Genomic DNA, 15,883 nt, shown 5'->3' with positions numbered 1-15,883 from the left:
TTATTCAGAAGTGGTGGGGGCATGGAAGCTGACCCGATAAACGTTCTCCTCTACGATATCCGTGAGATGAAGAAACGACTTGATGAGATGGAGAAGGCCCTTCTAATGCTCAAAGCAAGGTTAATTGAAGAGGAAGAAGGGGAAAGCCCGGAGGAGATAGAAGCCCTCGAAAGGGAAGCACTTGAGAGCGGGAAGGACTGGGAAGAGCTGAAGAAGGAGCTCGGCCTATGAGCTTCAGGATAATCATCGGCAAAAGAGCCGAGAAAGGGATAAGAAGTCTTCTCCGGCTCATTTAAAGCGTTTTGCGGAACTCGTTGAGACGCTGAAAATCAACCCCGTCCCAGTTGAGAGCTTTGACGTTAAGAAGATGCGTGGTTCTGAAAGGGCCTACCGCGTTAGACTCGGCAATTACAGGGTTCTCTACACCGTCCGCTGGGATGAGGATACCGTTCCTAAAAGCCGAACCCCCGCGAAAGGGCGTATCGCTGAACCTTCGCAACCCTTATATATTCTGTCCGACTATTGTCCTACGGTGGTTGAATGTCCACAACGGACAAGGTGTCGGTCCGCTTCCATTCAGGCCTGATGAGGCAGATTGACGAGCTCGTCGAAAAGGGCGAGTTCTCAAGCCGAAGCGAGCTCATCAAGGAAGCCGTGAGGTTCTTCCTGCTCCACTACGAGTCCCCAGAGGAGCTGTGGGAGACCTACAAGCTCCTCGCGAGGGAGCGGAGGATTCCGCCGGAGGAAGAAATTGAAAAGCTCCTCGAGGAAGTGGACGAGGAATGGAAGCGCGCAAGGTCGTCTTAGACACCAACGTCGTCATAACGGCCACTATAAACCCCTTCGGAAGTTCCGGAAAGGTTATGGATTTGGTAGTTAAAAGAAGAGTCGTTTCCTACACTTCCGAAGCGATACTTGAGGAGCTACGCTTTAAGCTGACGAGCGAGAAGGTTCTAAAATACCTTGAGAGTAGGATTTATGCGCTCTGGATTTACAGGGTTTTTCGGGCCTCGTCCATCGTTGTGAACCCGGCAGTGAGGTTTGAGGTCTCCCCCGACCTCGACGACAACAAGTTCTTTGACGTGGTTTATTCTGCCAAGGCCGACTTCCTGATAAGCCTCGATAAACAGCACGTGCTGAAGCTGAGAAACGAGAACAGGAGATTCGCCCTGAAAGGTCATGAGTTCCTGATTCTAACGCCGGCGGAGTTCCTTGAGGTCGTTGGAAGGTATGATAACCCGTAAATGGATGTTCTGACGGGAAACCTTGACGTTTGTCTCCTCTCCTGCGCATTCTTTTTGAAAAGACAACGCCCTTTCCAAAGCCAACTTTTTATACCTCCCCTCCCTTCTCAAGCTGGTGGTGCTCATGAAAATCGTCGTTATCGGTTCTGGAACAGCCGGGAGCAACTTCGCCCTCTTTATGAGAAAGCTCGACAGGAAGGCCGAAATCATCGTCATCGGGAAGGAAGGCACGATGCAGTACTCGCCCTGCGCTTTGCCCCACGTCATCAGCGGGACGATAGAGAAGCCCGAAGACGTCATCGTCTTCCCGAACGAGTTCTACGAAAAGCAGAAGATAAAGCTCATGCTCAACACCGAGGCAAAGGCAATTGACCGCGATAGGAAGGTCGTAATTACCGACAAGGGCGAGGTTCCCTACGACAAGCTCGTCCTTGCCCTCGGCTCCAAAGCTTTCGTCCCGCCGATTAGAGGGGTTCAGAACGAGGGCGTCTTCACCCTCAAGAGCCTCGACGACGTGAGGAGGATTAAAGCTTACATCGCCGAGAGAAAGCCGAAGAAAGCGGTAGTCATCGGCGCGGGTCTAATCGGCCTTGAGGGGGCCGAGGCCTTCGCGAAGCTCGGAATGGAGGTTCTGGTCGTCGAGCTCATGGACAGGCTCATGCCGACGATGCTCGACAAAGACACCGCCAAGCTCGTCCAGAAGGAGATGGAAGCCAACGGCGTCTCCTTCCGCTTCGGCGTTGGAGTTAGCGAGATAATCGGCAGTCCCGTTGAGGCGGTTAGGATAGGCGACGAGGAGGTTCCGGCCGAGCTGGTTCTCGTTGCGACCGGCGTTAGGGCCAACACGGACCTCGCAAAGGAGGCAGGGCTTGAGGTGAACAGGGGAATAGTGGTCAACGAGCACCTCCAGACGAGCGACCCGGATATCTATGCGATAGGCGACTGCGCCGAGGTGATAGATGCTGTAACTGGGGAAAGAACTCTCAGCCAGCTCGGAACGAGCGCTGTTAGAATGGCGAAAGTGGCAGCGGAGCACATAGCAGGAAAGGACGTCTCCTTTAGACCCGTCTTCAATACAGCGATAACAGAGCTCTTCGGCCTCGAGATAGGCACCTTTGGCATCACTGAGGAGAGGGCGAAGAAAGAAGGGATTGAAGTTGCCGTCGGCAAGTTCAAGGGCTCAACAAAGCCCGAGTACTACCCCGGCGGAAAGCCGATAACGGTAAAAGTTCTCTTCAGGAAGTCGGACAGGAAGCTCGTCGGCGCGCAGATAGTCGGCGGCGAACGCGTCTGGGGCAGAATAATGACGCTCTCGGCCTTGGCTCAGAAGGGAGCGACGGTAGAAGATATCGTTTACCTTGAGACAGCCTACGCCCCGCCGATAAGCCCGACGATAGACCCGATAAGCGTCGCGGCCGAGATGGCGCTGAGAAAGTTCCGCTGAGTCCATTTCAACAACTTTTTAAAGTCAGTTTTTCTAACCTTTTTGGGTGATTGAATGAAACATCACCTCATCGTTCTCCTTTTAATCGTCGTCATTGCCTCGGGGTGCATCTCGGGAGAAAGCGGAAGGTCGACAAAAACGTCCCCAACTCCAACCACCACACTCCTGCCTGCGGGAGAGCCAAGGAACTACACCCAAGAAGAGCTCCTTCAGAATCTCGACAGGATAACGTTTCTTAGGTTCCGGGAAGAAACAACGGGCGTTACAGTGGTCATAATTGGAAACGCAAACCAGACGATGGAGATAAAGGGCAGTAAAGTAGGCTACGTTGACATCGCCCGCAGGAGGGCAGAGGTAAACTCCACCGCCACGGTGGGCCCGTCGACTATCAAATCGAGAATCATCGTGACCAACGAAAGCGCTTACTTCGAGTTCGCGGGCAGGGGCGAGAACCTGACCGAGCCAGAGGCCGTTGAGAAGCTCTGGGAATCCACCAACGTCCTTGAAGTCGTGAGAAGGTATCTAACGGAGCTTGAACCCTTCAATGTGGACTTCATGAACGGCACTCAGGAGTTCTACTACAATGTCACCAATACAATGATGCTCGGCGAAGTTCCAGGAATCGAGGGAAACGGAAACGTCACCATTAACGGAACTGCGATTCTGAGGTTCGGGGGAGGATACCCCGTTGAGGTCGTCTTCAGGTACACCCTCAAAACAGTTTCAGAGCAGGGAGGCGTGAGGATTACTAACATTGTAACCGCGGTCGAACGGATAGAGTTCCAAGAAATCAAAACCGGGAAAGGGACTTAAGGCACCGTCCCTTTTCTTTCTCGGGGGTGGGTATGAACCGCGTGAAGGTCAGCAAGCTCATGGCCTACATTCTCAGGCACTCGCCAGAGGAGTTCGGGCTGAAGCCAGACGAAGAAGGCTTCGTCCCGCTGAACGAGCTCGTTAAAGCCCTCCAAACTGTTTATCCTGACGTTACAGAGGAGTTCGTGAGGGAAATAGTTGATGGGGACTCCAAGGGACGCTACGAGATTAGAGACGGCAAAATCCGCGCCCGCTACGGCCACAGCTTCAAAGTTAAGCTCGACCACGAGGAGGACACGGAGTCAAGGGTTCTCTACCACGGCACGCCGAGGAGGAACCTCGGGAGGATTATGCGCGAGGGCCTCAAGCCGATGAGGAGGCAGTTCGTTCACCTCAGCACGAGCAGGGAGGAGGCGATAGAAACGGGCAGAAGGCACGGGAGGGACGTGGTCCTGCTCATCATAGATGCGGAATGCCTGAGGAGAAAAGGCCTGAGGGTTTACAAGGCCGGAAAGAACGTGAGAATCGTCGAGCGCGTTCCGCCCGAGTGTATCACCCTGGCAGTCTGAGGGCGAGCAGAAAGGCCAGCCCGAGGGGAATCAGCGTGCTCATGAAGTTCAGCTGGAAGCTTATTCCCGAGAGGTAGCCCCCAATCAAAGGCCCGACGACCCAGCCAAGGCTCATCATGGCGTTGAGCAGGCCCATTCCCTGTGCCCTCTCGCTCACCTTAACGTTCTGAGCCACGTAGGCGGAGGTCGAGTTTATTGTCAGAACCCACTTGACGCCCGAGAGGAAGGCTATTCCAAAGACGAGCCAGACGTTTCTAACGACGGCATAGAGCAGGAAGGCCAAACCGTAGCCCGCTATCGCAACCAGGTAGAACCGCTTCGCGCCGTGCCTGTCTATCAGCTTCCCGAGGAAGTAGCCCGTTAGCGCCGCGGCGAGGCTCTCTATGCCGAAGATTACGCCAACGCTCCACTCGCCGAAGGTCTCCTTGAAGTAAACGGAGGAAACGCTGTAGAACTGCCCGCTCGCTATCATGACGAGGAAAACCGTGACGTAGAATAGCCCGAGGTGCCCGCGCATGAGCCTCTTGAAGGCCGAGCCCTTGACCGTCGCCCTCCAGCTTTCCCTGCCTTCCTGCACGAGAATCATACCGAGGAGGGAGCGCCTTCCCGTCGGACGCTCGCGGATTAGAAGGACTATTCCGGCAGATACGAACAGGAGGAGGCCGGAGATTAGGAAGAGCTTCCTGACGCCAAGGTAGCCGACTATCGCGGAGCCGAGGAAGTTGCCCACCATGTAACCGGCGTTCTCGATGGAGTTGAAGAGGCCGAATATCGAGCCCGCCCTCGTGGAGAGCTCTGAAATCAGCGCTGAATGCGCCGGGGTCATGGCGGAACCGAAAACACCCTGGAGGGTTCTCAGGATTAGAACGCTGGTGGCGGAGCCGACGAAGGCCATGACGATGTAGAAGAATCCTATCGAGGCCACGCCGAAGGCTATGAAGCCCTTCCTGTTGCCGGTCGAGTCGGAGAGCCAGCCGAAGGGGTACTGGAAGACCGTCGAGGTCAGGTTGAAGGCCACGCTCAGAAGGCCGACCATGAACATGCTCGCGCCGAGGAGGCGCATGTAGACGCTGAGGTAGGGAAAGGCCATTCCAAAGGCGACGTTGGCGATGAACATGGCTACGGCTAGGATTACGACGTTCCTCCGCTTAACCCGGAGCTTCTTGAGCTTGAGCGTTTTCTCGCGCTTTCCCTGGGTGACAACGAGTTCTCGCTTGCTCATCGCTGGAAGAACCGGCGAGGGACTTATAAAATTTCCGTCGAAATGATAAGAAAAGGGTGGAAATCGTGGGCAATCAGCCCATCTGAAGCGCCTGCCCGCGCAGTTCTCCGCGCTCGAAGCGGTACGGGTCGTACCACTCGACCGGCAGGTCTGTTCTGCCCTTCGTGATTAGGTCGGCGACCATCTCTGCCACTGCAGGAGCCATCATGAAGCCGTGCCCGCTGAAACCAGCGGCAATGTAATAATCGCTCAGCTCCTCGATTTTTCCTATCGCAGGATTGCTGTCGGGTGTCTTTGCGTAGTAGCCGGCCCATGTCCTGAGGATTAGGAGCTCTCTGAGGGCCGGAATAATCTTGGTGAAGTAGTAGCTCACCTCGCGCAGGAACTCGTAGGTCGGGCTGAGGTCGTAGGTTGGCCCGAGCTCGTAGCCGACTCCGCCGACGACACCGCCGTGGGCGGTCTGGGTGAGGTAGGCGTGGCCGTACTTGAAGGAGATGACCATAGGCCTGATGGCCCCCTTCCTTATGGGCTGTGTGATGACCGCCTGGTGCTTGTAGGGCTCTATCGGAATTGGAGTGCTTATCCCGGCCATCGCGTTGATGAGCTTGGCCCAGGCGTTGGTGGCGTTGACGACTATGCCCGTCTTTATGACTCCCCTGCTCGTCTTCAGCCCCTTAATCTCGCCGTTCTCGATGATGAAGTCCTTGACCTCGGTATACTCTACGAGCTTGGCCCCGAACTCCTCGGCCTTTATCGCGAACTTCGCGGTGGAGTGGAAGGGGTCCGCCTTTCCGTCTGTGGGGTTCCAGGAAGCGGCGATAACCTCGCTGATGTCGAGGAGCGGCACTATCTCCTTGGCCTCTTCCGGCGTTATGAGCCTCGTCGGAACGCCGAAGCGGTTCTGTATCGCGATGTTGCGCTTGAACTCCTCGACCTCCTCGTCGTCGTAGAGCAGGAAGAGGTAGCCGGTCTGCTCGAAGGAGAAGCCGTACTCCTCGCTGTACTTCTTCCACAGCTCGACGGAGCGCTTCATAACCTGGACGTTGGCCTCGTCGTTGAACTGCTGTCTTATGCCCGTCCCACAGCGGAAGGTGGAGCCCGAGCCGATGAAGCGCTTCTCTATGACTGTAACTTCCTCACCGCGCTTAGCTAACTCGTGCGCTATCGTGACGCCGACTATTCCACCACCGATAATCGTTATCTCGCTCCTCTCGGGAAGTTCCCTCGTCGGCATCTTCAATCCCTCCTCGCGGGGACCTTCATGCGGATGTTCTTGAGCGGGGGCCTCGCGACCGGAATGTCAAGTTTATCCATCGGCGTTCCGGTTCTCTGGGAGACCACCACTGCACCGTTGAAGAGGCAGAAGCGTCCCTGGCAGAAGCCCATGGCGAGGTGGGTCAGCCTTTTGATTATCTGGAGGTCGGTGATGCCGGACTTCACAACGTCGTCAACCTTTCTCAGCGTCACGTCACAGCCGCAAATCTGAACGTCCTCGCCGTTGAACTCGTCGAGCGGAAGCCTGTGGACTGGGACGGCTATCGGCTCGTAGTTCTTGAGCCTCTCCTCGTAGACGCACGGCTCGGCGTCGAAGCCGAACTCCCTGAGAATGTACGCGCCGACTAGCCTTCCCTCGAGGTAGTTCGCGTAGTGGGGCTTTATCGAAACCGCACTGCCTGCCACGTAGATTCCCTCGCGGATTCTGTGGTTCGAGTCGAGAACCGGACGGTAGTAGCCGCGCTTGAAGTACAGCCTTCCGCCGGCCTGGGTTACGGGGTTTATGTCGGGCCTCCTGCCGTCGGAGACTATAACGGCGTCAACTTCGTAAACGTTGCCGTTTGCATCTATGAGCCTCTCGACCTTCTCGTTGCCCTCAACGCGCTTCGGGTTGGGCACGACGACGTACTCAATTCCCCAGCGGTCGAGTTCGGCAGTCAGCTCCTCAGGAAAGGCCCCAACGACAGCGACCTTCTTTCCTGGCGCAACTCCCCAGACGTTCATGACCTCAAGCGCGTCGCTCCTCCTGAAGACGCCGGGGTAATCGTTGTTCTCGAAGAGCATGATGTTGTCAACGGCTCCGGTAGCTAAAACCACGCGCTTGGCGAGAATTTCAATCAGCTGGTCGCCCCTCACTATCGGCACGAGGAAGTACTCACCCTTGTCGAAAACTCCAATGGCGACGCTCTTCAGGAAGACGCGGGTGTTCTCGGGCAAATCGGAGAGCTCCTTCAGGGCCTCACTGGGGTCTCCAAAGCCCTCCTGCTCGACGCCCTTGAGCTTTAAGTCTCCACCAAGCCAGCCCCTCTCCTCGATTATCGCCGTCGTGAGCCTTCCGCCGATTTCCTTGACGACGCCGAGGCCGGCAGGACCGGCGCCAATGATAGCTACATCAACCACGTACTGGAGAACGGGCTTGCCTTCATCGATTTCTACCCTCTCCTGGAAGTCGCCGTAGCCCTGTCTCTCGAGCCTCATGCCGTCCTTTACGGCGGTTTTCCTTGCGTTGACGTTCTTGACGCCGTTGACGACCATCGGGACGGGCCCAAAAGTAAAGGCGCCCCTCTTTCTTCCCCCGGTGCTCGTCGTTAGCCAGTAGACGCCGTTCGCGAGCAGGGCGACGGTAACCTTTTCCCCCTCGTATGCCTCAAGGGGTCGGCCCTCGAAGTAGATTGTAACTCTCTTAGAAGGGTCCTTCTCGGTAAGGTCGAGGGGTCTCATGCCCATACCTCCGAAATTTTAGTCATCTTTACGTATGTCATCCAAACCTTATAAACGTTAGGTTGACCAAAAATGGTTTAAAACCAAAAGGTTGAAAACGCCTTGTCCCTCGAAAAAATTGTAAAGGTATCAGGCAAGACCGCGCTCGATGAGGAAGTCGGCGACGTTCTCAACCTGGCTCTTGGCCCTGGTTTCGGTGAGGCTCTTCTTTCCGGTCTCGATGGGAACCTTCTTGAAGAGCTCCTCGTGGAGCTTCACAACGTCCTCTGGCGGCTTTGTGAATAGGCTGACGACGATTATGACGAACAGGGTAACGAAGAAGTTGATGAAGAACACAGGGACGCCGTTGAACCAGGAGCCGATTGTTCCGAAGATTCCGGGGGCGTCCGGGTTGAAGGCCCATCCGTAGACCTTGGCCTCAAGGAGAACCTCACTGATTAGTCCGTAGGCCATGCCGACGATTGCGCCTTCCTTGGTGACCCGCTTCCACCAGAGGCTCAGCACGAGAATCGGGCCGAAACCGACCGCGAGACCGCCCCAGGCAGTCGCTACCATCTCATAGACGACCTTGTTGCCGGTCAGCGCGAACCAGAGGCCGACGAGGGCGACGCCGGCAACGACGAGCCTCGATATGTTAACCATCTGCCTCTTGCCGACCTCCTTGCCGAGGACCTTGTGGTAGAAGTCCCTCGCTATGGCGGAGGAAGCGACGAGCAACTGTGAGTCGGCGGTGCTCATGACGGCCGAGATTATACCTGCTATGACGAAGCCGGCCAGCCAGCCGGGCATGAGCTCGACGGCCATCGCAGGGATTACCTTCTCCGGGTCGCTGACCTGGAGCATTCCGGCCTGGTACATCGCAAAGCCGAGGAATCCAGCGAAGAAAGCACCCCAGAGGACGAGTATCGTCCAGGTTCCGCTGATGAAGATTCCAGGCCTTCTGAGCTTCCTCGGGTCCTCAACGCTCATGTAGCGCGTAACTATGTGGGGCTGGCCGAGGTAGCCGACTATCCAGGAGGCGTAGCCGATGGCGAAGATTATCGCGGCCCAGCCGGTTGCCCCTCCGAACGGGTCGAGCTTGGTCGGGTCGGCCTGGGCTATTATCTGGGTGGCCTTGTCGAAGCCTCCAATCTCAGCGAGCGCCAGGAACGGGACGATTATCAGCGTCAGGAGCATGAACATTGCCTGAACGACGTCGGTCCAGACGACCGCAAAGAAGCCGCCGGTTATGACGTAGGCGGTCAGGATTATCACCGTCAGAATTATTCCCGCGTTGTCGCTGATTCCAAAGCCCTCTGCAAACGTCTTTCCACCGGCCGTGAACTGGGCGGCGACGTAAGCGGTCATGAATATGAGGATTATCAGCGCGCTGAGGATTCTTATCATCTTTGTGTCGTCCTTGAGCCTGGCCTCAAGGTAGTCCGGAACGGTTATCGCCCTGAATTTACCGGCGTAGATTCTCAGCCTTGGTCCAATGAGCACGTAGTCCGCGAGCGTTCCGAAGAGACAGCCCACCGCAGCCCAGAATGCACCGAGACCGGCTTTGAAGGCGCTTCCCGGATAGCCGAGCATCAGCCAGCCACTGAAGTCGCTCGCCTTATCGGAAAGTGTAGCGGCCAGGACATGAACCTTTCTTCCGCCCACGAAGTACTGGTCCTCGGTCTTGGTGTACTTGTTGGCCCACCAGCCGATGTAGGCCAGCAGCGCGAGGTAGAAGAGGAAGCCAATCAGTATCTCGGTGTTCATGCCCCTCCCTCCTGCTGTCTAATCAGGTCTTCGTCGTAGGCGAGAATGTCGTCGTCAACGTAGTACTCCTCGCCGGTTATTCTGTCCCAAAAACCATAGAGGAGCATCGTTGCTATTCCCAAAAGGGTTGGAACCAGTAGCAATGCCCATCCACCGGCACTGAGCCCCATATTGAACCCTCCTGCATATATATGCTGGCCAATGGCCAGCGCTGTATATTATTGCCAAAAAGTTATAAACCTATCGTTCAAAACTATATGTTGAATAGTTTGTGGGAATTCGGGAAGCCGAATTAGTACAAACCGTTACGGTGTTGGGCATGAACCGGGTAAAAGTCATGAAGCCTATATTCCGCCCTGAAATAGAATCGAGCTTCGTTTTGTATCCATACAGGATATACCACCTAAGGCTCTACTACAAGAGGTTGAGAATGAGGGATAAGGTCTTCGACTACTTCGCCTACGTCGACCTCTACCGGCTCGGTGCCGAGAGAGGGGACAGGTTCATAGAACTCCAGGAGTGGGAGGTTGAGGAAAAGGCCGTTATGAACCCGCTAGTCAATGAAGAGGAGGCGAGGATGAAGGCCTTTGAGAGCGCCATAACCTGGGGAAACTCGCGCGTGATTTCGTGGTGGCTCCCGAGGATTGAGGTCGTTCGAGAAGAACTCGCCTACAAGGTCTTCTGGCTCTACGAGAAGGATGGCGAGAGGTTAATCCTCGACAGCCTCGACGGAAAGGAATACAGCCTTGACGTACTGACCGGGAAGGGGAGAAGAACCTGCAAGGGGCCCTTCTGCCGTTAGCGGGCGTGAATCTCCACTATGTCGCCGTCCTCGAGCACGTGGTCGGCACCGACCCTCTGGCCGGGGAACTTGACGCTCTTTCCCCAGACCCTCGCATAGCGGAAGTTCTTGGCGAAGTCCTTGTGAATCCTCTCGGCCAAATCCATAACGGTAGAGCCCTTCTTGAGCGCGACCGGAGGATAAGCCGGCTCCTCGCCGGGGCTCTTGGTGAAGACGCGGATGATTCCGGCCAAATCGTAGAGCTCGTCCTTGAGTTTGTCGAGGTTTATGCCCTTCTTCGCCGATATCGGAATTATCTTGAAGCGGTCGCCGTAGGCCTTAACGAGCCTCTCGTAGTTCTCCTTACTGCCGGGAGCGTCGCCCTTGTTGGCTATGATTATGGCCCTTCTCCAGACGAGGCTCTCGTCTATGGCATCGGCGAACTCCTCGAGCGTTACGGGCTCCTTGACCGTTATCTCAGCCGAGTGTATGCGCTCCTCGCGGAGCATCTTCATGACTTCCTGAATGTCGCCCTTTATGTTCTCCTGGCCGTTGATGACGATTCCGCCCATCGCCGTTCTCTTGATTTCGACCCTCGGCTTCCTCTTGTTGACCTTTATTCCGGCTCTCTCGAACTCCCTGAGGAGAATCTCCATCTGCTTGACCGGGTCCTGGGAGAGGTCAACGACTATAGCTATTGCATCGGCGTTCCTAATGACGCTAAGGAGCTGCGGACCCATTCCTTTACCCAGAGCGGCGCCCTCAACGAGGCCGGGAACCTCAACGAGCTGGATTTGAACGTCCTTGTGGTGCATCATTCCCGGAATCGGCTGAACGGTTGTGAAGGCGTAGTCGGCAACGTCGGCATCCACATTGGTAAGGGCCTTGAGGAGGGAGCTCTTGCCAACGTTGGGAAGACCAGCTAAAACTATCTGCGCCGCGCCCTCTTTCCTGACGGCCATCGAGGGCCCGCCACCGCCTTTCCTCATCTGCCTCTGCTTCTCAAGCTCCTTCCTGAGCTCCGCTAACTTGCGCTTTATCTGGAGCCTGAGCTTCTCGGTTCCCTTGTGCTTCGGAACCGTCGCGTACATCTTTTCAAGGGCTCGAATCTTCTCGGGAATTGTCTTTGCGTTCCTGTATTCCTCCTCCGCGGCAAGGTACTCCGCTGTTACGTTCGTTGGCATTCCTGCTCACCCCCGGCCCGAAACTAAAAGACGAACGGCGTTTTATAAACGTATGGTTATCGAGAATCGGCAAATTTATAAGGATTGCCGAAAATTTTCCATGACGGTGGTGAGAATGACGAGGAGCGGTCTGGATGAGGTTGATAGAAAAATACTCACGATACTCCAGCGGAACAGCAGAACGCCCCTTCGTGAGATTTCTAAGGAAGTCGGTCTCGCCGAATCAACCATATACGAGCGCATAAAGAAGCTGAAGGATAGGGGAATAATAAAGAAGTTCACGGTCATTCTCGACCCGGACTCACTGGGCTTCAAGATTCTCGCCTTCATTCTCATAAAGGCCCGCGCCGGGATGTACGGCCACGTCGCGGACGAGCTCAAGAAGTACCCCCAGATATGCGAGGTCTACGAGACGACCGGGGACTACGACATGCTCGTCAAAATCAGAACGAGGAGCAGTGAAGAGCTCAACGAGTTCCTCGACAAGATTGGAGAGGTCGACGGGGTCGAATCAACCCACACGATGGTCGTTCTCAAGACCCACAAGGAAACTACTGAGCTCCCGCTCTAACCATTTTTGTCCAGTTAGGGTTATAAGCGGTCACCCATATATTCTTCTGAACGTTAAGGGGGTGATTGAAGTGAAGGTTCTGTTCCTCAGCGCCAACGATTTTGAGGACGTCGAGCTGATTTATCCGCTTCACAGGCTCAAGGAGGAGGGGCACGAGGTTTACATAGCAAGCTTCGAGCGCGGGAAGATTACCGGAAAGCACGGCTACACCGTCGAAGTCCAGCTGGCCTTTGACGAGGTTGACCCCGATGAATTCGACGCCCTCGTCCTTCCGGGCGGAAGGGCACCCGAGAGGGTGAGGCTCAACGAGAAGGCCGTGGCGATAGCGAGGAAGATGTTCGAGGACGGAAAGCCGGTCGCGAGCATCTGCCACGGGCCGCAGATACTCATCTCAGCCGGTGTGCTCAAGGGCAGGAAGGGGACGAGCTACGCCGGAATAAGGGACGACATGAGGAACGCTGGGGTAGAATGGGTTGATGAGCCGGTTGTCGTTGACGGCAACTGGGTCAGCTCAAGGCACCCCGGGGATTTGTACGCCTGGATGAGGGAGTTCGTCAAACTGCTCCGCTGAGAAAGCGTTTTAAGGTTTCTCCCCTCTTTTCTACCGGTGGAAGAATGAACCGGTGGGAGCTCATCAGGGCTTTTCTCACGGGGCCGTTAATAGAGGTAGCCGTTCCAAAGCCAGGGAACGTGAGCAGGAGAAGGGACTTCGAGGATTTGAGCATCTACAACTTTCTCGTTGCGTATCCTGCTTTGGCCGGCATCTACCACGAGGCGATAAAGCGGGCTGAGTCAATCCGCTCCGGTCTTCTCAGGCCGAACGAGGCCGGAATAGGTGAGCTCATAAGGCGTGGCGTTGAGGCGAGCAAGAGGGTACAAGATGCCAACCCGAACTTCGGGGTAATCGTCCTCTCGATTCCGCTCCTGATGGGGCTCTCGATGACGAGGAAGATACTGGAGGGTGGCGAGAAGGCGAAGCTACTCATCGAGGAGTCAACGGTGGGGGACACGATGGAGCTCTACCGGGCGATAAGAATCGCGAACCCCAAGGGGCTCCCGAGCGGGGTGAAGTACGATGTCTACTCGGAGAAGGCCTTCGAGGAACTCTTCCGAGACAGGATAAACCTTTCCAGGATTGCCGAGATTAGCAGAGAGCGGGAGCTCATCTTCCGCGAGTGGATTGAGGGTTACAGGCTCACCTACGGGACCTTCGAGAGGCTCGCAGAAAGAATCCCCTGCCCGCTGGAGGAGACCATTGTTGGGGTCTTCATTGAACTCCTCGCTGAAAACCTCGACACGCTAATCCTGCGCAAGGCCGGTAGGGATGAAGCTGAGCTCGTTAGGGAAAAGGCAAGAGACGTCGTGGGGGGAAGGATGAGCCTTGAGGAGTTCGACGCGTTCATGCGCGAGAAGGGTGACTTAAGGAACCCGGGCAGTCTGGCGGACGTTATGGCAGTCTCGCTGAGCCTGCTGTTTCTGGCCGGAGTACGGGTCGAAATGAGAAACGGAAGGGCCTGGCTGGTCACCTCACAACGGTGAAACGCTTGGCAGCGGGTGCGTAGCCGAGGGCCTTGCTGTCTATCACAACCGCATCCTTGCCGAGTTCATCAACTATCCTCACGGGAAGCCCAGAGAGCTCAAGAACCTCCTCGTCGCCACCGAACTCCTCGTTCACTTGGGCCTTTATGAACTCGTAGGCCTCGCCTCCAACGAGAACCACGTCGGGCTCGAAACCCTCAAGCTTCAGCTCGTTCGCCTTCTCCTCAACGGCGCTCAGAATCCTTATCAGGTCTCCACGCATTTTCAACACCGATGAAAGTTCAACCCGGACGATTTAAGGGTTTTGGAAAAATCAGAGGCCAAAGGCCCCCTTGATGCCGTTTATAATCATCTGGACGGCCATCGACGTCAGGATTAGACCCATCATCCTCGTCATTACCTTTATGCCGACCCTCCCGAGGCGGGCCTTAATCACGTTCGCCGAGCAGAGAACGAGCCAGACCGTAACGCCGATGAGAACTATCGTGAGCAGGACAACCGCCCTCTCGGCGACGCTCCCGGCCTTCGCCATGTAGAGCATCACCGTCGTTATGGCACCTGGGCCGGAAATCAGGGGGATTGCGAGGGGTATTATGGCGACCTCCTCAAGCGTGACGACTTCTTCATCGAACTCCTCTGTCTCTTCCCTGCTTATCTTGACGGAGGAGAGTCTGCCCGAGAGCATGTCCATTGCCATCCTGAAGAGGAGGATTCCACCGGCTATCGCGAAGGCGTCAACGCTCGAGCCGAAGAACTTGAAAATCCACTGACCGATGAGGGCAAAAACGATTAGGGTCACGATAACGGTCAGGGCCGTTTTCGTCGCTATCTCCCGCCTCTCCCTCAGGCTGAGGTCATGGGTAACACTCAAGAACACAGGAACGGCTCCAACGGGGTTCGTTATCGCAAACAGACCACCGTAGAGAATCAGGAGGTACTTAAAAAGGGTCACAACGTCTATCATGACACCACCAACCGAGCACGATGGGCTGTCCTTAAAAACTTAATGGGGTTGTTACGTTACAAAGTTGCATTAAGAAAAACTTTTTAAGGTTTTAACATTACCTTCGTTGGTGATAGTGTGGGGCACACGGTTTACTACAGAACCCGGGTCTACAGGTGGGAGATGTTCAGGAGGTTCGTGGAAAGGGTTGCGCGGGGAATAGGGTACCAGGTGAAGAGCCAAGGAGACTCCCTGACACTCGACCCCGGACACCCGCTGGTCGAACCCCTGGTGATAGAGAAAAGGGGAGAGGGGTTCGCCAAAACCAACCTGGTAGAACCTCACCACTCCATTTACCTGCTCGTCCTTCATTCCATAGCGTTCTTCGGCTCGGTGGAGCTCTGGGAGGACTGAGAGAGATAGACCTCGATTATCCTCACGGGCTTGGCGCTCCTGAAGGCCCTGTCCTCCACGAGAACCTTGACGACCCTGCCGGGTTCCGCATCCGGAACGGCCGGGAGCCAGTAAAGGCCGGGCTTGACGTTGGCGGAGAGGTCATCGTGCACGAAGACCCTGACGAGGTCGCCTTTGAGCTCCTCGACGACACCGTACGTGTAGTCCCTGCCAAAGGTTCTCTTGAAGTACCAGCGGAAGAGCAGGACGAGGACGGCTATCCCCATCACGTAGGCGTAGACGTAGAGGACCCCACCGGCGTAGAGCCTGACGATTGAGTAGCCAAAGAACGCGAGGAAAGAGAGCGCCGAAATTACTGTGTAAAACACCAGGTATGGCTTTTCCTCGAGGAGAAAGTGACCGTAGCGGTTGAAAAGATAGCGGAGGTACAGGAAGTAGGGAACCGCCAGGATGAGCACCCACAGGGGGTTACTCACCAGGAACACCACCACAAAGTTCAGGACCAGGTAGAGCAGGAAGCAGAGCTGAAGATGAAGGCTGAAGAGCTCGTGGAGTGTGACCCTGGATTTAACGAGCCTCCGCGTGAAACCGAAACGCGGTGGGTTCTCGGCGGGTTCCGGGAAAAGGAAAGACCTGAAGGCGGAGGCGATGCGCTCTACCCCCTCACCGATTGAGTAGAGGAACTCGTCCACTGCCAT

Annotated in this window: 20 protein-coding genes and 1 pseudogene; 12 read left to right on the top strand and 9 right to left on the bottom strand. The window is 55.8% G+C overall.

Features of this window, described 5'->3' with window-relative positions:
• Nucleotides 1-21: 21 nt before the first annotated feature.
• From BD01_RS07420 to BD01_RS07395, 7 genes and pseudogenes are all read left to right on the top strand, one after another.
• Complete coding sequence (locus BD01_RS07420; RefSeq protein WP_042691504.1) at nt 22-231, top strand: hypothetical protein; 210 nt, start codon at nt 22-24, stop codon at nt 229-231.
• A gap of 58 nt (nt 232-289) precedes the next feature.
• Nucleotides 290-586 (top strand): annotated as a pseudogene (locus BD01_RS11255) (type II toxin-antitoxin system RelE family toxin); the annotation flags it as partial.
• Entirely contained in the window at nt 541-807 is a 267-nt protein-coding gene (locus BD01_RS07415; RefSeq protein ID WP_042691501.1) for a ribbon-helix-helix domain-containing protein, read from the top strand. The pseudogene BD01_RS11255 and the gene BD01_RS07415, both read left to right, overlap by 46 nt.
• Nucleotides 783-1,244, top strand: a complete 462-nt coding sequence (locus BD01_RS07410) for a putative toxin-antitoxin system toxin component, PIN family (RefSeq protein ID WP_042691498.1) — start codon at nt 783-785, stop codon at nt 1,242-1,244. Before BD01_RS07415 ends, BD01_RS07410 begins: the two co-directional genes overlap by 25 nt.
• 124 nt (nt 1,245-1,368) lie before the next feature.
• The gene (locus tag BD01_RS07405; protein ID WP_042691495.1) at nt 1,369-2,688 is read left to right on the top strand and encodes an NAD(P)/FAD-dependent oxidoreductase; all 1,320 of its coding nucleotides are present in this window, start codon (nt 1,369-1,371) and stop codon (nt 2,686-2,688) included.
• A gap of 54 nt (nt 2,689-2,742) precedes the next feature.
• Nucleotides 2,743-3,501, top strand: coding sequence for a hypothetical protein (locus tag BD01_RS07400; protein WP_042691492.1), 759 nt, complete (start codon nt 2,743-2,745; stop codon nt 3,499-3,501).
• 32 nt (nt 3,502-3,533) lie between these two features.
• Nucleotides 3,534-4,070, top strand: coding sequence for an RNA 2'-phosphotransferase (locus BD01_RS07395; RefSeq protein ID WP_042691490.1), 537 nt, complete (start codon nt 3,534-3,536; stop codon nt 4,068-4,070).
• Here the strand turns inward: BD01_RS07395 and BD01_RS07390 are convergent.
• From BD01_RS07390 to BD01_RS11320, 5 genes are all read right to left on the bottom strand, one after another.
• Entirely contained in the window at nt 4,054-5,292 is a 1,239-nt protein-coding gene (locus BD01_RS07390; RefSeq protein WP_042691487.1) for an MFS transporter, read from the bottom strand. The two genes, BD01_RS07395 and BD01_RS07390, sit on opposite strands and share 17 nt — an antisense overlap.
• Before the next feature lie 73 nt (nt 5,293-5,365).
• The gene (locus BD01_RS07385; RefSeq protein ID WP_042691484.1) at nt 5,366-6,526 is read right to left on the bottom strand and encodes an NAD(P)/FAD-dependent oxidoreductase; all 1,161 of its coding nucleotides are present in this window, start codon (nt 6,524-6,526) and stop codon (nt 5,366-5,368) included.
• Nucleotides 6,527-6,528: 2 nt separating this feature from the next.
• On the bottom strand, nt 6,529-8,007 hold the full coding sequence (locus tag BD01_RS07380; protein ID WP_042691481.1) for an FAD-dependent oxidoreductase: 1,479 nt from the start codon (nt 8,005-8,007) through the stop codon (nt 6,529-6,531).
• Between the two features lie 129 nt (nt 8,008-8,136).
• On the bottom strand, nt 8,137-9,753 hold the full coding sequence (locus BD01_RS07375; protein ID WP_042691479.1) for a sodium/proline symporter: 1,617 nt from the start codon (nt 9,751-9,753) through the stop codon (nt 8,137-8,139).
• The gene (locus BD01_RS11320) at nt 9,750-9,923 is read right to left on the bottom strand and encodes a hypothetical protein (protein WP_167729093.1); all 174 of its coding nucleotides are present in this window, start codon (nt 9,921-9,923) and stop codon (nt 9,750-9,752) included. Before BD01_RS11320 ends, BD01_RS07375 begins: the two co-directional genes overlap by 4 nt.
• Nucleotides 9,924-10,072: 149 nt before the next feature.
• Between BD01_RS11320 and BD01_RS07370 the strand changes: the two genes are divergently transcribed.
• The gene (locus BD01_RS07370; RefSeq protein ID WP_042691476.1) at nt 10,073-10,555 is read left to right on the top strand and encodes a hypothetical protein; all 483 of its coding nucleotides are present in this window, start codon (nt 10,073-10,075) and stop codon (nt 10,553-10,555) included.
• Here BD01_RS07370 and BD01_RS07365 read toward each other — a convergent pair.
• The gene (locus BD01_RS07365) at nt 10,552-11,718 is read right to left on the bottom strand and encodes an OBG GTPase family GTP-binding protein (RefSeq protein WP_042691474.1); all 1,167 of its coding nucleotides are present in this window, start codon (nt 11,716-11,718) and stop codon (nt 10,552-10,554) included. The two genes, BD01_RS07370 and BD01_RS07365, sit on opposite strands and share 4 nt — an antisense overlap.
• Before the next feature lie 115 nt (nt 11,719-11,833).
• Between BD01_RS07365 and BD01_RS07360 the strand changes: the two genes are divergently transcribed.
• The 3 genes from BD01_RS07360 (at nt 11,834) to BD01_RS07350 (ending at nt 13,828) form a co-directional block, all read left to right on the top strand.
• Nucleotides 11,834-12,289: an Lrp/AsnC family transcriptional regulator gene (locus tag BD01_RS07360; protein WP_042691471.1), complete on the top strand. Its 456-nt coding sequence runs from the start codon at nt 11,834-11,836 to the stop codon at nt 12,287-12,289.
• A 70-nt stretch (nt 12,290-12,359) separates the two neighbouring features.
• Nucleotides 12,360-12,860: a deglycase PfpI gene (gene pfpI / locus BD01_RS07355; protein WP_042691468.1), complete on the top strand. Its 501-nt coding sequence runs from the start codon at nt 12,360-12,362 to the stop codon at nt 12,858-12,860.
• 44 nt (nt 12,861-12,904) lie between these two features.
• Entirely contained in the window at nt 12,905-13,828 is a 924-nt protein-coding gene (locus tag BD01_RS07350; RefSeq protein ID WP_042691466.1) for a triphosphoribosyl-dephospho-CoA synthase, read from the top strand.
• Here BD01_RS07350 and BD01_RS07345 read toward each other — a convergent pair.
• Both BD01_RS07345 and snatA read right to left on the bottom strand, forming a co-directional pair.
• Entirely contained in the window at nt 13,812-14,090 is a 279-nt protein-coding gene (locus BD01_RS07345) for a family 4A encapsulin nanocompartment shell protein (RefSeq protein ID WP_042691463.1), read from the bottom strand. The two genes, BD01_RS07350 and BD01_RS07345, sit on opposite strands and share 17 nt — an antisense overlap.
• A 51-nt stretch (nt 14,091-14,141) precedes the next feature.
• Nucleotides 14,142-14,792 (bottom strand): neutral amino acid NAAT transporter SnatA, encoded by a 651-nt coding sequence (gene snatA / locus BD01_RS07340; protein WP_042691461.1) that lies wholly within the window; start codon nt 14,790-14,792, stop codon nt 14,142-14,144.
• Nucleotides 14,793-14,909: 117 nt separating this feature from the next.
• Here snatA and BD01_RS07335 point away from each other — a divergent pair, with 117 nt between their 5' ends.
• Complete coding sequence (locus tag BD01_RS07335; protein ID WP_042691458.1) at nt 14,910-15,185, top strand: hypothetical protein; 276 nt, start codon at nt 14,910-14,912, stop codon at nt 15,183-15,185.
• Here the strand turns inward: BD01_RS07335 and BD01_RS07330 are convergent.
• Nucleotides 15,140-15,883, bottom strand: a complete 744-nt coding sequence (locus tag BD01_RS07330) for a DUF2101 family protein (RefSeq protein ID WP_042691456.1) — start codon at nt 15,881-15,883, stop codon at nt 15,140-15,142. The two genes, BD01_RS07335 and BD01_RS07330, sit on opposite strands and share 46 nt — an antisense overlap.

Origin of the sequence: Thermococcus nautili (genome assembly GCF_000585495.1) — an archaeon.
GTDB lineage: Archaea > Methanobacteriota_B > Thermococci > Thermococcales > Thermococcaceae > Thermococcus > Thermococcus nautili.
Note: the sequence above shows the minus strand (reverse complement) of the source record. Positions and strands in the feature narration are given on the sequence as shown.

What these genes read in the sequence shown, in the direction of transcription:
- BD01_RS07420 (WP_042691504.1), top strand. Translation starts at nt 22, where the DNA reads ATGGAAGCTGACCCGATAAACGTTCTCCTCTACGATATCCGTGAGATG.
- BD01_RS07415 (WP_042691501.1), top strand. Translation starts at nt 541, where the DNA reads ATGTCCACAACGGACAAGGTGTCGGTCCGCTTCCATTCAGGCCTGATG.
- BD01_RS07410 (WP_042691498.1), top strand. Translation starts at nt 783, where the DNA reads ATGGAAGCGCGCAAGGTCGTCTTAGACACCAACGTCGTCATAACGGCC.
- BD01_RS07405 (WP_042691495.1), top strand. Translation starts at nt 1,369, where the DNA reads ATGAAAATCGTCGTTATCGGTTCTGGAACAGCCGGGAGCAACTTCGCC.
- BD01_RS07400 (WP_042691492.1), top strand. Translation starts at nt 2,743, where the DNA reads ATGAAACATCACCTCATCGTTCTCCTTTTAATCGTCGTCATTGCCTCG.
- BD01_RS07395 (WP_042691490.1), top strand. Translation starts at nt 3,534, where the DNA reads ATGAACCGCGTGAAGGTCAGCAAGCTCATGGCCTACATTCTCAGGCAC.
- BD01_RS07390 (WP_042691487.1), bottom strand. Translation starts at nt 5,292, where the DNA reads ATGAGCAAGCGAGAACTCGTTGTCACCCAGGGAAAGCGCGAGAAAACG.
- BD01_RS07385 (WP_042691484.1), bottom strand. Translation starts at nt 6,526, where the DNA reads ATGCCGACGAGGGAACTTCCCGAGAGGAGCGAGATAACGATTATCGGT.
- BD01_RS07380 (WP_042691481.1), bottom strand. Translation starts at nt 8,007, where the DNA reads ATGAGACCCCTCGACCTTACCGAGAAGGACCCTTCTAAGAGAGTTACA.
- BD01_RS07375 (WP_042691479.1), bottom strand. Translation starts at nt 9,753, where the DNA reads ATGAACACCGAGATACTGATTGGCTTCCTCTTCTACCTCGCGCTGCTG.
- BD01_RS11320 (WP_167729093.1), bottom strand. Translation starts at nt 9,923, where the DNA reads ATGGGGCTCAGTGCCGGTGGATGGGCATTGCTACTGGTTCCAACCCTT.
- BD01_RS07370 (WP_042691476.1), top strand. Translation starts at nt 10,073, where the DNA reads ATGAACCGGGTAAAAGTCATGAAGCCTATATTCCGCCCTGAAATAGAA.
- BD01_RS07365 (WP_042691474.1), bottom strand. Translation starts at nt 11,718, where the DNA reads ATGCCAACGAACGTAACAGCGGAGTACCTTGCCGCGGAGGAGGAATAC.
- BD01_RS07360 (WP_042691471.1), top strand. Translation starts at nt 11,834, where the DNA reads ATGACGAGGAGCGGTCTGGATGAGGTTGATAGAAAAATACTCACGATA.
- BD01_RS07350 (WP_042691466.1), top strand. Translation starts at nt 12,905, where the DNA reads ATGAACCGGTGGGAGCTCATCAGGGCTTTTCTCACGGGGCCGTTAATA.
- BD01_RS07345 (WP_042691463.1), bottom strand. Translation starts at nt 14,090, where the DNA reads ATGCGTGGAGACCTGATAAGGATTCTGAGCGCCGTTGAGGAGAAGGCG.
- snatA (WP_042691461.1), bottom strand. Translation starts at nt 14,792, where the DNA reads ATGATAGACGTTGTGACCCTTTTTAAGTACCTCCTGATTCTCTACGGT.
- BD01_RS07330 (WP_042691456.1), bottom strand. Translation starts at nt 15,883, where the DNA reads ATGGCAGTGGACGAGTTCCTCTACTCAATCGGTGAGGGGGTAGAGCGC.